A 13,459-nucleotide genomic window follows, 5' to 3' on the forward strand; every position below is an offset into this window, starting at 1 on the left:
GCCGGGCTGATCATGACACCTGGGGTTCGTCGGCCAGCGGCCGCTGGCGCACCAGCACCCGAGCCAGGGCGTCAGCGACATAGCCCAGAAACAACGTGCCGGTCGCGCTTTTGTAGTGATGGGCATCCGGGCTGCCGAGCGCCAGCACACCGTGCAGCCCCTGGTGCTGAATCGGTGACAGGGCCGTGGAGGCAACCAGGGTGCCAGCCTCGCCGAACAGGAATTCCAGCTCATCGGGGCGCAGCACCCCACTCAGGGTCTTGCCACTGTCGAGCAGATGACCGATGGCGGCCCGCGCCTGGGCGTGGCTGACGCAGCGGGCATTGGCGTAACGCGCCGATTCACTGAACAGGATCAGGCTCACATGCGGAACCTGGAAGTCGCCACGCAGGCTGTCCTCGACCCCGGCGATCACCTGCTCCAGGCTCTGGGCATCGAGCAGGCCAAGCACCAGACGCCGGCTCTTCTCGAACAAGCGGTCGTTTTCACGGGCTACATCCATCAACTGGTTGAGCCGGTGACGCATCTCGATGTTGCGCTCACGCAACAGCTTGACCTGGCGTTCGACCAGCGACACCGCCTGGCCGGACTGGTGGGGTATGATCAGCTCCGGCAGCAGGTCATCGTATTCGGCAAAAAACGCCGGGTGGCGCTTCAGAAACTCGGCCACCTGGGCCGGGTCGAGTTCGGTTTGACTGCTCTTCGGCTTGTCGCTCATACCCGTATCTGCCCCTCGTAGACCCGGCTAGCCGGGCCGGTCATCATGACGGGCTGGCCGGGACCGGCCCATTCGATATGCAAGGTACCGCCCGGCAACTGGATCTTCACCGGCGACTTCAGGTGTCCCAGGCGGATCCCGGCCACGGCGGCGGCGCAGGCTCCGGTGCCACAGGCCAGGGTTTCACCGGCCCCACGCTCATACACCCGCAGGCGCGCGTGATGGGTATCGAGCAGTTGCATGAAACCAGCATTGACCCGCTTGGGGAAGCGAACATGGCTTTCCACCAACGGCCCGATCCGCTCGACCGGATACAGTTCGACATCATCGACCAGGGTGACGCAGTGGGGATTGCCCATCGACACGGTCGAGACTTCCAGGCACTGCTCGCCAATATCCAGCGCATAGGTCAACGCTTCAGCCTCGGCCTGGAACGGCACCTCAGCCGGGCTGAAGCGCGGCGCGCCCATATCGACCGTGACCTGGCCATCGGCCCGCACCTGCAGCACGATCGGGCCACCGGCGGTTTGCACCCGGATCTGGCTTTTCTGGGTCAGGCGCTTGTCCAGCACGAAGCGGGCGAAACAGCGCGCGCCGTTGCCGCACTGCTCGACTTCGCCTCCGTCGGCGTTGTAGATCCGGTAGCGGAAATCCATATCCGGATCGGTCGGCGGTTCAACCACCAACAATTGGTCGAAGCCGATGCCGAAGTGCCGATCACTCCACTGACGAATCAGCTTCGGTGACAGCTGGACGTGCTGAGTCACCAGATCGATGACCATGAAGTCGTTGCCCAGGCCGTGCATCTTGGTGAACTTGAGCAGCATGTCAGGCCTCGGGCAGCAGGCTTTCGCCAGCGAACAGTTCGCTGACGGTCTCACGCCGGCGCACCACATGCACCTGCTCACCATCGACCAGCAGTTCGGCGGCACGCGGACGGGTGTTGTAGTTCGAGCTCATGACAAAACCATAGGCTCCAGCCGAACGCACTGCCAGCAGATCACCTTCGGCCAGCGCCAGCTCACGCTCCTTGCCGAGAAAATCACCAGTCTCGCAGACCGGGCCAACGATATCCCAGTTGCGCGCCGGCACATCGCTACGCGGCTTGACCGGGTCGATACCCATCCAGGCGCTGTACAGGGCCGGGCGAATCAGGTCATTCATCGCCGCATCGATGATAGCGAAATCCTTGTGCTCGGTCGGCTTGAGCAGATTGACCCGGGTCAGCAGGACGCCCGCGTTGGCCACGATCGAGCGGCCCGGCTCGAACAGCAGGGCCAGCTCACGGCCCTTGAGCTGAGCGCGGACCTTAGCCAGATAGTCGCCAGGGGCCGGCGGCTGCTCATCACGATAGGTCACGCCCAGGCCGCCGCCCAAGTCCAGATGGCGGATGCGGATACCTTCGGCGGCCAGTTGGTCGATCAGCGCCAGCAAGCGCTCCAGTGCATCGAGGAACGGGGTATCGTCGGTCAGTTGCGAGCCAATATGACAGTCGACCCCGCAGACCTCGATGTTCGGCAGATCGGCCGCGCGGCGGTAGACCTCTGGGGCCTTGGCGATATCGATGCCAAACTTGTTTTCCTTGAGCCCGGTGGAGATGTACGGATGGGTCTTGGCGTCCACGTCCGGGTTGACCCGCAGCGATACCGGAGCTTTAACCCCCAGCTCCGCGGCAACCTGCTGCAAGCGCTCAAGCTCGGCAGCGGACTCGACATTGAAGCAGTGAATACCCACCTGCAGCGCCCGGCGCATTTCCTCGGCGGTCTTGCCCAGCCCGGAGAACACCACCTTGGCCGGGTCACCACCAGCCGCCAGGACCCGTTCCAGCTCACCACCGGAAACGATGTCGAAACCGGCACCCAGGCGAGCCAGCACATTCAGCACACCCAGGTTGGAGTTAGCCTTGACCGCAAAGCAGACCAGATGCGGGGTACCATCCAGAGCCTGATCCCAGGCCAGCCAGGCTTGCTCGATGGCCTGACGCGAGTAAACGAAGCAGGGGGTGCCATGTTGGGCGGCGATCGACGACAATGACACCGCTTCGGCGAACAGCTCGCCGTTGTTATAGGAGAAAGCAGTCATCGCGTGTACTCAGTTCCCGCTCGGTTGCTGGGAAACTTCTTCGCGAGCCGGGTCCTGCGGCTGCCCGGCAGTTTCTTCGGGCAGATAAAGAGGACCTTTCTGGCCGCAGCCGGCCAGAACCAGCAGGGCAAACAGGGCAGCGATATGACGCTTCATGACGAATTCCTTATGGACAAAACGATAATAACCGGCAGTATACCGAGCCGCCCGGCTTGGCGCACCCGAGCCGGACTGCTATCGGACAAGAAGAGAGCACGATATGTATGAACTGAGCGAAGCCGAGTTCCACCGTGAAGTTGACCGGATTCTCGACCGTCTCGAACACGCGCTGGACGACTGCGGCCTGGATATCGACATGGAGCAGGACAACGGTCACCTGCAGATTCATCTGAACGACGGCCCGCGTCTGGTGCTGGGCCGCCAGCCGGCATCACGCGAATTGTGGCTGGCCACCCCGGAAACGACCCTGCACTTCGGTTTCGAGCCGGGGCAGGGCTGGCAGCATGACGGCGGTGACGAGTCTTTGGGCGAACTGCTGGGTCGCCTGCTGAGCGAGTTCAGCGGCGAAGACATCGAACTGCAGGTCGAGGACTGAGACTTGCCGGCCGGCCGTCAACCATCGCCCTGCGTGCGCCAGTGTTGCCTGGATGGCGAGCAGTGTCTGGGCTGCGGCCGGCTGCTCAATGAGATTGTCGAATGGGGCCAGGCCAGTGATCAGCGCCAGCTCCAGATCATCGCCGCTGCCAGACTGCGGCGAGAGCAGCGTAAGGGGCCGGTCGACGACAACGCCTGAGCCGTCAGGTCCGGCCCCGCAGCGAGCTCATGGCGGCGTTCAGCGCGGTTTCCAGTTGCTGGCGATAGCGCAGATACTGCCCGGTCTGCATCCTGCCGGCCGGGTCCAACGCCGACAGATCCAGATCGGTGATGTAAATCGGGTAATCTTCCAGACTCCGACGTTGATCGAGAATATGCCGGGCCACCACCCGGTACAGCTCGGCACCATGCTCCAGGGCCGTGAATTCGCGGTGATTGCACAGGATACTGACATTCAGCGTTTGCCCTGGGCCCGGCTCGACAATCGCCTGTACCGCATAATAACCCGCTTCAACCCCCTTGCTCGGCAAACTGCGCGGCTCCAGCCGTAGCGGTCGACCATCGGCTGCGGGCTGAATGACCTGAAGCTGGATATCCTCCTCACCCGGATCGGCATCCAGGCTCCGGCTCAGTTGCCGGCGCAGGCGGATGCTGTGCAAAAACCGCAGCAGCGGCAGGAGCAGCGTCTGCTCGTCACGATAGGTTTGGCGCTGGCGCCACAGCGCGCCACGCTCATCAAGCACACTGAGCTCCGCCTGCTGATTGGCCAGCAATCGGTAAAAGATCTGGATCACGCCAGCCTGCCCCTGCTTGAGAATCAGCGCCAGGTCCGCATGACTGGACAGCGCGTAGGTATCGAGTACCAACGGGCTGTAGTGGTTGCGCGGGCTGCCCAGGTGGCGCAGCAGCCGTTCGTGATCACCCAGCGCGGTGGCTTCAATCCGCTCGCCACGACGCTCAAGCAGTTGATACTGGCTCTGGATCTGCAGCAGAAACCGCGCCGGGGGATCGCCCAGCAACGGCCCGGCGGCCTCCCGGAATAGCGTCTCGACCCGCTCGGCAATCGCACTGGCGCGGTTGCGACAGTAACTGCGCACCTGCAATTCTGGCAGGCGTTGATGCTCGCGGGCCAGATTTAGGTAATCACACAATGCCTGCATGCAGGCCTGCTCGCCCTGGTAGCGACTGACCAGCAACTCGTTCCAGCTATTGAGGGTGATCTGATCGATACTCAGAATCAGGTTGTCGCGCAGCCCGGAATAGCCCAGGGCGTCGGTATGGCTGCTGATCAGATGCTGGTTTTTCTGGCTGCTGAGCGGCAGCGGGTCCAGTCCGACGTTGACCAGCAGCAACACCTGACAAGGCTGGCTGGCCCGTGACAGAGCAGCCTCGGTCAAGGCCGGCAGCGGCAGCGGGAACTGCTGCATCAAACAGGTCAGCAGATTGTTCAGCTCAAACTCGGTCAACGCGCTGGTGCCCGGATGCACCGCAATCCGGGTAGCGGCATCGACTACGCCATTGCGATGGGCCCAGGCCAGCAACTCAACCAGTTGTCGGCTGCGCTTGAGCGGCAGATGATCGGCCAGCTCAGGCTGACTCAGGGTGCCGCGGTACAGGCTCCAGTGATGCTCGGCCTCATCGCCGCTCGGACGCAGCGCCAGGGTCAGCAAGGGTTCGCTCAGATCAGGAACGATACCCGGGTTGATAAACTCGATCTTGCCAGCCTTGCGCTCGAACGCGGCATACAGACGCCGGCCCAGCAACGACAGATCGCGGCTGTTGACCGCATTGATCACCTGCTGGCTGCGGCCGAACTGCGACAGCAACCGGTAGCTGTGGGTCAGTTCACCAACCAGTTGGCGACGCTCCTGACTGACCTCGCGGACCCGCCAAAGCTGGCGATTGTCCATCTGTTGCAACTGACGCGGCCCCCACTGCCATTCACGCACCAGCTTTTCCATCAGACTGCGCTTCCAGCTCAAGCTGCCGCTGCGCTTGGACAGCCGTACATCGGCCTTGATGTACAGACAGCGGCGCACCAGCTCCAGACGTTCAAACTCGCCACGCTGCTGCAGATAGACCTCGATGCGCCGGTACAGCATGACATAGGGATCCAGCTCATCGACATCCAGTTGGTTGGCGAACACCGCCTGCTTGAAATCCAGACTCAGGCAGCGCACCTGCGGGTGCTCGTTGGCGTAGACCTCGGTGAGCAACAGCTTGAGCACTGATTTGTAGGGCGACTCGATGCCCTTGAACAGTTGCCATAGCCCGGCACCGACATACTCACCGGCCGGAATCCGTGCCATATGACCAAGATCCAGGCTTTCCTCGGCGCGGATGAAACGCTTGGAAATCAGTTCACTGGTGTACTGGCGGTAACTGCCTTCCTCGTAGACCGGCACCAGCCACCACAAGGGGTAACGACCACCGAGCAGAATCGCGGTGCGGTAGAACTCGTCCAGCAACAGATAGTGCTGGGTACTGCCGCAGTCTTCCTCGGTCAGCGCATTGTCACGGTCCCCGCGACTGAAACTGGTCGGGTCGATCAGGTGAAAATGTACTTCGCAGCCCTGGGTTGCGGCCCACTCGCTGATTTGCCGGCACTTGCCGGCCAGCTCGACCAACGCCGCTGGCGCCAGCTCGCTGGCATGACAGACCCAGATATCCAGATCACTCTGATCCGACTGGCCAATGGTACCGCCACTACCCATCAGGTACAGCGCCTGGATCTGGGCGGCGAATCCGGCCGGGTGGCGGCGATAGCTGTAACTGCGGGTCAGCGCCTGGGCACCCTGCAACACCTCCTGATCCGGGCTATAGCCGGCCAGCCCATAAGGGGTCTGACGCGACACATAGCCGGGCAGCAGCGGGTGGTTGACATCGAACAACAGCGGAATCAGCCTCAACACATTGTATTGACGCGCCGACAATGCCTGCAGCACCCGGCGCAGGCGGGTCTGGTTGATCGTCATGAAACGCTTGCGCAAGGTGCTCAGGGTCTTGCGGTCAATACCCTCATCAAGCTGGGGACGGATTTCGCCGTGGCTGTACATGCCGGAGTTGGCCCTCAGTCCCCGCGCAATACGGTCAGCAGCGCCAGGGCGTGCTCAGCCGCATCAAGACCCAGACTGGTCAGGTAGCCGCCATCGGGCTGGCTGATCAGGCCCTTGGCGTGCAAACGTCCGGCAGCGGCCAGGGTGGCCGGCGCCGCCTCATGCTGATGGACCTTCAGGCCCTCAAGCGAGTTGGCCAGGTTGAATTGCGACAGTAGGTTGATTTCAGCAATTTCATCGGGTGTCAGCATGGGTGTTCCCCCCTTGGTATGGTAACCAGAGTCTAGCCGTTACGCTGGGCAAAAGCATGACCCGTCTCGCGTCATGAGCGCGCACACCATTCACTTGAGTGATGCCACTGGACCTTAATCGCCCGGCGTTACAAGATATCGACCACCGCCCTCGAGCCTTAAATGGAGAACAACATGCTTAAACTGCACGGCTTTGCTGTCAGCAACTACTTCAACATGGTCAAGCTGGCGCTGCTGGAAAAGGGCCTGGCCTTCGAGGTCAATACCGTACACCCCAGCCAGGACGAAAACTTTCTCGCGCTCAGCCCACGCGGCAAGGTGCCGTGCCTGGAAACCGAGCACGGCATCATCAACGAAACCAACGTGATTCTCGAGTATCTGGAAGAGACTCAGGGCGGCAAGCCGCTGTTGCCCCAGGACCCGTTCGCACGCGCCCGGGTACGGGCTCTGACCAAGGAAATCGAGCTGTATATCGAGCTGCCGGCACGCAGCTGCTATCCGGAAGTATTCTTTGGCGGCCAGGTCGATCAGGCGATCAAGGACAAGGCCCGGGCCGAGCTGCTGTTGGGTGTGGCCGCGCTCAAGCGCCACGCCAGCTTCGCACCCTATGTGGCCGGCAGCGAACTGAGCATTGCCGATCTGATGTTCCTGTATAGCTTCGATCTGGCCTGCACGGTGGCCAAGAAGCTGTTCGATCTGGATCTGATGGCCGAGCTGCCGGGTGCCCGTGAGCTGTTCGGCCTGATGGCCCAAAACCCCAACTTCAAGCAGATCGAAGCCGACAAGAACGCCGAAATGGCAGCCTTTATCGCCGCTGCCAAGGCCAAGCGCTAAGCAGTACTTTCAGCCCGCCGTCAGGCGGGCTGATCGTCAATCATGTCCTTGAACCGCTCGTCAGTCTTGAAGTTCAACGGCTGCTCGAATCCCGGTACTCGAATGCCATCCTGGCTGATGCTCAACTGGCTGTCGTCGATCATGTTGTTGCCGAAGTTGTAGATCACTGCCAGTTGGCCTTTCAATGCCTGCTGATCGTAGGCCTGGGCTGCGGCGCGGGCCTGCTCGCGGCGCTGCAGGTAGTCACTGAAGCGCGCCTCTCCGTAACGCTTGCGCAGCATCCGCTCGACCACAGCGGGTGCCAGCACCACAGCGCTGGCATTGTTGCCGCCAAACCCCTTGGAGTTGATGAAGCAGACTTCCAGCGGTTCTGCATCACGCACTACGTCACGGGTACTGATGCGCAGGTGCTGTTGATGCACATCATCGGCCACGGCGTCGATGGTCTTGATCCCGGGAATGATCTGATACTTGAAACTGCCCAGAGCGAAGGCCAGCTGGTCAGCGCTGGCGCTGGCCAGTGAGTGGCCGACATAGGCCTTGGCCGCGGCAATTGGCCAGTCAGCAATACCGAAGGACTCGGCAACCCGGTCCAGCAGCTCGGACTCGGTAACCCGGTTGGCCGGGGTGCTCGAGCCGTGGGCATGGACAAAGCTGCGGGCACGTACGGCTTCAGGGCCGACAATCTGCATCGCCGCGTGTACGGCCTTGGCCATGGTCAGGTAGTTGCCCGGGCCCGGTGCCGAGATCGACTTCTTGAAGCCGTCGGCATTGATGAACACATCGGTGGCGGCACCATGGATGTCGGCGCCCAGCTCGATGGCCAGCTCGTCATCCATCAGCACGAAGAACTGCCCGGACTCGGCCAGGGTAAAACCGCAGTTCTGCCCGAACGGACGGCTGGCGCGGCGGAAATCGACCTGATCACTGCCTTCGATATTACGTAGCCCGTCTTCGGTGGCCAGCGCACTCATGGCGCCATAGCCTTCGATGCACTCTTGGGTTACCGGCGCCTCGGCGTTGCCCACCAGCACCACCCGGGCCTTGCCGCTGGTGATCATGTCGGTGGCTTTCTGCAGGTTGTAGAGGAAGCTCGCGCAAGCCCCGGTGATCGCCCCGGTGGTGCCGACGCTGCCGAGGATATAGGCGTTGATGAAGTCTGCCGGCATGCTGTTCAGGCCCAGCGGCAACTGCTTGGCGCTGACCCGGTGGCCCTTGAGCCGCGACTGCATGACCCCGGCAAAGCTGTTGTCATCGAGCTGGCTCATGGCGCTGCTGGCAAATACCGCAACCTCGTCCGGCTGCACCCGGTTGATGATCTGCGGCCACTCAATCCCGGTCGAGCGCAGCGCGTCGGTGGCGGCGACGATGGTCAGTTGCAGACCGCGCGGGTGAAACCGCGAGGCGTAGTGCTCGCCCGGCTCGAAACCACTGGGCAACTGGCCGGCCGACTTGACCGCCAGCGGCCGGTAGCTGTCGACCTTGAGATCGCAGCCGTCGTAGACGGTAACCATCACATCGTTGTCGTTCAGCGGTTCGACCACCCAGTCGGTCGGCAACGGCTCGGGCAACTGCTTGGCCAGGGTGATGAACGAGAACGGTTTGCCGGCTTCGCCGGTAACGGTGAGGTTTTTCTGCCAGTGGGCAGCATCGACATCCAGATGGGTTTTCTCGATCCTCCGCACCAGCGTGCCGTCGAGAATCTGCGCGGCGTAGCGTTGTTCGATCTCGGCCAGGCTCAGCGGCTGACCTTCGGCGTCCAGATACTGATCATTGTCCACCCGCACCAGCTTCATCAGTACCGCCAGCCCGGCCAGGGTCTGCTGGCGCTCGGCATCGGGCAACGATTCGATCACGGTACGGCGAAACGCATGGTGGAATGAACTGCGACCGGCGGCGTTGTAACCACCAAATCCGACAATGACCGGCAAACGCGACATCACGCAAGACTCCTCGCTGGGCCCGGATGTCCAGGCAGTGCGCATGGACATGGTCTGGGCGGACGATGCATCGCCCGCCAGGGCGTTATTCGAATACTCTAGATGACGAGGACTGTAACCGGCGGGTCACGTTCAGACCAGTGTGTTTTATCGGCTCACGGCCTCAAATGCTCTTTGGCTCGAAGATCACATAGACCTTGCGGGTCCGCTGAAGCACTTCCCAACTGCCCTCGAACCCGGCGGGAATCACGAAGCGGTCACCGGTGCGCAGGATTTTGCCATTACCGGCACGGTCACGCAGGATTGATTCGCCTTCAAGAATCTCGCAGTATTCGTGCTCGCTATAGTTGATGGTCCAGTGCCCGGGCTCGGCCTCCCAGACTCCGGAAAAAAACTGCCCGCACGGGCTGGTGTAATGGTTGCGTACGTTCTGGGCCGGATCGCCGGCCAGCACCTTGGCCGGGTCAGGGCGGTAATGCTCGGCTTCAGTGGCCGCCGTGGCGAAATCGACAATACTGGTGATCGACATGGGCTGGTCCCGTTCGACAGGTAGGTAGGCGTGCTGCGCCCTGCGGCGCAGCACCAGCAGGATTACTTCATGGTCGGCATGACGAACTCGGCACCAGCGCGAATACCGGTCGGCCAGCGCGAGGTGATCGCCTTGCGCTTGGTGTAGAAACGCACCCCATCGGGGCCGTGCATGTGCAGCGGACCAAACAGCGAACGCTTCCAGCCCCCGAAGCTGTGGAACGCCATCGGCACCGGAATCGGCACATTCACGCCAACCATGCCGACCTGAATCTCGTTACAGAACTGCCGCGCGCTGTCGCCGTCACGGGTAAAGATCGCCGTACCATTGCCATACTCATGGGCGTTGATCAGTGCCACCGCACTCTGATAGTCCGGCACCCGGACAATGCACAGCACCGGACCGAAAATCTCCTCACGGTAGATGACCATCTCCGGGGTAACCTTGTCGAACAGGCAACCGCCCATGAAATAACCCGTTTCCAGGCCCGGCACCCCAACCTCACGACCATCGACCACCAGCTCGGCGCCTTCAGCCACGCCCTGGTCGACATAGCCCTTGACCTTGGCCAGATGCTGGGCCGACACCAGCGGCCCCATCTCCATGCCAGGGCTCATGCCATTACCAATCTTCAATGCCTTGACCTTGGGTGCCAACGCTGCAATCAGTTGGTCAGCCACCTCGTCACCCACGGCTACCGCCACCGAAATCGCCATGCAGCGTTCGCCGGCACTGCCATAGGCGGCGCCCATCAGCGCATTGACCGCCTGATCCAGATCAGCGTCGGGCATCACTACCATGTGGTTCTTGGCCCCGCCCAGGGCCTGCACCCGCTTGCCATGGGCGCAGCCGGTGGCGTAGATGTACTCGGCAATCGGGGTCGAACCGACGAAACTCACCGCCTGAATGTCCGGGTGGGTCAGCAGCACGTCGACCGCTTCCTTGTCGCCGTTGACTACGTTGAACACGCCATCGGGCAAGCCGGCTTCCTTGAGCAGTTCGGCCAGGCGCAGCGGGGTGCTCGGGTCCTTCTCTGACGGCTTCATGATGAAGGTATTGCCGCAGGCAATGGCGATCGGGAACATCCACATCGGCACCATGGCCGGGAAGTTGAACGGCGCTATACCGGCACAGACGCCCAGTGGCTGGTTGACCGACCAGGCATCGACCCCGCCCCCCACCTGCTCGGTATGCTCACCCTTGAGCAGGTGCGGAATGCCACAGGCGAACTCCACCACTTCCAGGCCGCGGGTCAGCTCGCCCTTGGCATCGTCGAACACCTTGCCGTGCTCACGGGTGATCAACTCAGCCAGCTCGTCGGCATGGGCCTCGACCAGCGCCTTGTACTTGAACAGAATCCGCGCCCGGTTCAGCGGCGTGGTCGCCGCCCAGGCCGGCTGCGCGGCCTTGGCCAGAGCAATCGCCTGTTCAACCTCGGCGGCGCTGGCCAGCGACACCAGGCCGCGCTGCTCGCCGGTAGCCGGCTCGTACACCGGCTGGGTGCGGGCGCTGGGCGCGGTGCGCAGGCCATTGATGAAGTGTGTCAGTTGCAGTGTCATGGAATCACCAATTCTGTAGGAAGTTCGTTAACTGTTGAGCGCATCTTGCCTGGATAAACGAGCGGATTGCACAAGGCTGGAGGCGGCAGTCCAGTCCCCGGTTCGAGACCGTAGATGGCATGGACGCCATCTACGAGCTACAGGGAAGTACTTGCCGCGTGTCTCGAACCGGGGACTGGACTGCCGCCGGGCTCGGACACGCAACCCAGGTCAAGCCGTGCGCCGAATTACATTGCCCAAGACNGGGCTCGGACACGCAACCCAGGTCAAGCCGTGCGCCGAATTACATTGCCCAAGACTTCGACGATGCGATCGATATGCGGCTTCTCGACGATCAGCGGCGGCGACATGGCGATGATGTCGCCGGTCACCCGCACCATCACCCCGTCCCAGTAACAGGCCTCGAATACCTCATAGCCCCGCGCCCCCGGCGCACCCTCGCGGCTGGCCAGGTGCACCGCGCCGACCAGGCCGGTGTTGCGGATATCAATCACGTGCGCCAGCCCCTGCAGGCTGTGCAACGCCTCCTGCCAATAGACTTCCAGCTCGCGGGCACGGGTCAGCAGACCATCGCGCTGATAGATGTCCAGCGTCGCCAGCGCCGCGGCTGCCGCCACCGGATGGCCGGAGTAGGTGTAGCCGTGGAACAGCTCAATCAGCCCCTGCGGGCCGTGCATAAAGGCATCCTGAATCTGTTCGCTGACGAACACCGCGCCCATCGGAATCGCGCCGTTGGTCAGACCCTTGGCGGTGGTGATGATGTCCGGGGTCACCTCCCAGCGCTGCGCCGCGAACGGCTCGCCGATTCGGCCATAGCCGGTGATCACCTCGTCGAAGATCAGCAGGATGCCATGCTTGGCGGTAATCTCGCGCAGGCGCTTGAGATAGCCTTGTGGCGGCAGAATCACCCCGGCTGAGCCGGACATCGGCTCAACGATCACCGCCGCGATGTTCTCCGCGCCATGCAGCGCCACCAGTTTTTCCAGTTGATCCGCCAGCTCCGCCCCCTGTTTCGGCAGACCGCGGGTAAAGGCGTTACGTTCCAGATCCAGGGTGTGCGGCAGGTGATCGACTCCCGGCAGCTGCACGCCAAAGGCCTTGCGGTTGTTAACCATGCCGCCGACCGAGATACCGCCAAAGCCGACCCCGTGATAACCCAGCTCGCGGCCGATCAGCCGGGTGCGGGTACCTTCGCCACGGGCGCGTTGATAGGCCAGGGCGATCTTCAGTGCGGTATCCACCGACTCCGAGCCGGAGTTGGTGAAGAACACCCGGTTCAGTCCCTTGGGTGCGATCTCGACCAGACGTTCGGCGAGCTGGAACGGCAGCGGGTGGCCCATCTGAAAGGTTGGAGCGAAATCCAGCTTGGCGATCTGGCGGGCGACCGCCTCGGAAATCTCCTTGCGCCCATGCCCGGCGTTGCAGCACCACAGCCCGGCCGTGGCATCCAGTACCTGCCGGCCCTCGACATCGGTGTAGAACATGCCTTCGGCGCTCTCCAGCAGACGCGGTTTGGCCTTGAACTGGCGATTGGCGGTGAAGGGCATCCAGAACTCGTCCAGGCTCAAATCCTGTTGCGAGGTGGCGGGGTGCTGCATGGTGTTCATTGGGAACCTTCCTGGCGCGGCCGTCGAAGATTGATGGACTGATAGTGCAACAGAGTCTATGTCAAAAATAATAAACGCAAAAGGGTTTGCTTACGTGTTTACCTAGGTTTTTTTGCCGCCGTGTCAAATATATTGAATTTTTAATGCGGTAAGACTACTGTTGAGCAGCTTCGCATTCTGTCCGCCGCCCCTTCCCGAGCGGCCATCACTACCAGAGGATTCCGTTATGTCCCGTGCCCAGTGGGAACAGCGCGCAGACGCGCTAAAGATTCAAGGTCAGGCCTTCATC

Annotated in this window: 13 protein-coding genes; 3 read left to right on the top strand and 10 right to left on the bottom strand. The window is 62.2% G+C overall.

What is annotated here, in order from left to right; all coding sequences use genetic code 11:
• Nucleotides 1–10: 10 nt before the first annotated feature.
• The 4 genes from C2846_RS13460 to lptM are packed head-to-tail and all read right to left on the bottom strand — an operon-like array spanning nucleotide 11 to nucleotide 2,956.
• Nucleotides 11–718, bottom strand: coding sequence for a DUF484 family protein (locus C2846_RS13460; RefSeq protein ID WP_119701659.1), 708 nt, complete (start codon nucleotides 716–718; stop codon nucleotides 11–13).
• Nucleotides 715–1,545, bottom strand: coding sequence for a diaminopimelate epimerase (gene dapF, locus C2846_RS13465; RefSeq protein ID WP_165443825.1), 831 nt, complete (start codon nucleotides 1,543–1,545; stop codon nucleotides 715–717). The genes C2846_RS13460 and dapF overlap by 4 nt, the downstream gene beginning before the upstream one ends.
• Nucleotide 1,546: 1 nt before the next feature.
• A complete protein-coding gene (gene lysA, locus C2846_RS13470) occupies nucleotides 1,547–2,800 on the bottom strand; it encodes a diaminopimelate decarboxylase (RefSeq protein ID WP_080048905.1) in 1,254 nt (417 codons plus the stop codon).
• A 9-nt stretch (nucleotides 2,801–2,809) separates the two neighbouring features.
• Entirely contained in the window at nucleotides 2,810–2,956 is a 147-nt protein-coding gene (gene lptM / locus C2846_RS13475) for an LPS translocon maturation chaperone LptM (protein ID WP_080048906.1), read from the bottom strand.
• Between the two features lie 103 nt (nucleotides 2,957–3,059).
• On the opposite strand from lptM, the gene cyaY reads away from it, so the two are divergent.
• Entirely contained in the window at nucleotides 3,060–3,395 is a 336-nt protein-coding gene (cyaY, locus tag C2846_RS13480; protein WP_080048907.1) for an iron donor protein CyaY, read from the top strand.
• Between the two features lie 3 nt (nucleotides 3,396–3,398).
• A complete protein-coding gene (locus tag C2846_RS13485; RefSeq protein ID WP_080048908.1) occupies nucleotides 3,399–3,593 on the top strand; it encodes a DUF1289 domain-containing protein in 195 nt (64 codons plus the stop codon).
• Nucleotides 3,594–3,597: 4 nt separating this feature from the next.
• On the opposite strand, the gene C2846_RS13490 is transcribed toward C2846_RS13485, so the two are convergent.
• Both C2846_RS13490 and C2846_RS13495 read right to left on the bottom strand, forming a co-directional pair.
• On the bottom strand, nucleotides 3,598–6,450 hold the full coding sequence (locus C2846_RS13490) for a class I adenylate cyclase (protein ID WP_119701660.1): 2,853 nt from the start codon (nucleotides 6,448–6,450) through the stop codon (nucleotides 3,598–3,600).
• Nucleotides 6,451–6,464: 14 nt separating this feature from the next.
• Nucleotides 6,465–6,701, bottom strand: coding sequence for a TIGR02647 family protein (locus tag C2846_RS13495; RefSeq protein ID WP_119701661.1), 237 nt, complete (start codon nucleotides 6,699–6,701; stop codon nucleotides 6,465–6,467).
• A gap of 174 nt (nucleotides 6,702–6,875) precedes the next feature.
• On the opposite strand from C2846_RS13495, the gene C2846_RS13500 reads away from it, so the two are divergent.
• Complete coding sequence (locus C2846_RS13500) at nucleotides 6,876–7,535, top strand: glutathione S-transferase family protein (protein ID WP_119701662.1); 660 nt, start codon at nucleotides 6,876–6,878, stop codon at nucleotides 7,533–7,535.
• A gap of 20 nt (nucleotides 7,536–7,555) precedes the next feature.
• Here the strand turns inward: C2846_RS13500 and C2846_RS13505 are convergent, their stop codons facing one another.
• From C2846_RS13505 to aptA, 4 genes are all read right to left on the bottom strand, one after another.
• On the bottom strand, nucleotides 7,556–9,475 hold the full coding sequence (locus tag C2846_RS13505; RefSeq protein ID WP_119701663.1) for a beta-ketoacyl synthase: 1,920 nt from the start codon (nucleotides 9,473–9,475) through the stop codon (nucleotides 7,556–7,558).
• 163 nt (nucleotides 9,476–9,638) lie between these two features.
• Nucleotides 9,639–10,004, bottom strand: coding sequence for a cupin domain-containing protein (locus tag C2846_RS13510; RefSeq protein ID WP_080048913.1), 366 nt, complete (start codon nucleotides 10,002–10,004; stop codon nucleotides 9,639–9,641).
• 62 nt (nucleotides 10,005–10,066) lie between these two features.
• Entirely contained in the window at nucleotides 10,067–11,563 is a 1,497-nt protein-coding gene (locus tag C2846_RS13515; RefSeq protein WP_080048914.1) for a CoA-acylating methylmalonate-semialdehyde dehydrogenase, read from the bottom strand.
• Between the two features lie 266 nt (nucleotides 11,564–11,829).
• Nucleotides 11,830–13,161 carry an omega-aminotransferase AptA gene (gene aptA / locus C2846_RS13520; RefSeq protein ID WP_119701670.1) on the bottom strand — a complete coding sequence of 444 codons (1,332 nt, stop codon included), beginning with the start codon at nucleotides 13,159–13,161 and terminating at the stop codon, nucleotides 11,830–11,832.
• Nucleotides 13,162–13,459 lie beyond the last annotated feature (298 nt).

It is taken from the genome of Pseudomonas jilinensis (assembly GCF_003586265.1).
Taxonomy (GTDB): Bacteria; Pseudomonadota; Gammaproteobacteria; order Pseudomonadales; family Pseudomonadaceae; genus Halopseudomonas; species Halopseudomonas phragmitis.

What these genes read in the sequence shown, in the direction of transcription:
- lptM (WP_080048906.1), bottom strand. Translation starts at nt 2,956, where the DNA reads ATGAAGCGTCATATCGCTGCCCTGTTTGCCCTGCTGGTTCTGGCCGGC.
- C2846_RS13495 (WP_119701661.1), bottom strand. Translation starts at nt 6,701, where the DNA reads ATGCTGACACCCGATGAAATTGCTGAAATCAACCTACTGTCGCAATTC.
- C2846_RS13460 (WP_119701659.1), bottom strand. Translation starts at nt 718, where the DNA reads ATGAGCGACAAGCCGAAGAGCAGTCAAACCGAACTCGACCCGGCCCAG.
- dapF (WP_165443825.1), bottom strand. Translation starts at nt 1,545, where the DNA reads ATGCTGCTCAAGTTCACCAAGATGCACGGCCTGGGCAACGACTTCATG.
- C2846_RS13505 (WP_119701663.1), bottom strand. Translation starts at nt 9,475, where the DNA reads ATGTCGCGTTTGCCGGTCATTGTCGGATTTGGTGGTTACAACGCCGCC.
- C2846_RS13515 (WP_080048914.1), bottom strand. Translation starts at nt 11,563, where the DNA reads ATGACACTGCAACTGACACACTTCATCAATGGCCTGCGCACCGCGCCC.
- cyaY (WP_080048907.1), top strand. Translation starts at nt 3,060, where the DNA reads ATGTATGAACTGAGCGAAGCCGAGTTCCACCGTGAAGTTGACCGGATT.
- lysA (WP_080048905.1), bottom strand. Translation starts at nt 2,800, where the DNA reads ATGACTGCTTTCTCCTATAACAACGGCGAGCTGTTCGCCGAAGCGGTG.
- aptA (WP_119701670.1), bottom strand. Translation starts at nt 13,161, where the DNA reads ATGCAGCACCCCGCCACCTCGCAACAGGATTTGAGCCTGGACGAGTTC.
- C2846_RS13490 (WP_119701660.1), bottom strand. Translation starts at nt 6,450, where the DNA reads ATGTACAGCCACGGCGAAATCCGTCCCCAGCTTGATGAGGGTATTGAC.
- C2846_RS13510 (WP_080048913.1), bottom strand. Translation starts at nt 10,004, where the DNA reads ATGTCGATCACCAGTATTGTCGATTTCGCCACGGCGGCCACTGAAGCC.
- C2846_RS13500 (WP_119701662.1), top strand. Translation starts at nt 6,876, where the DNA reads ATGCTTAAACTGCACGGCTTTGCTGTCAGCAACTACTTCAACATGGTC.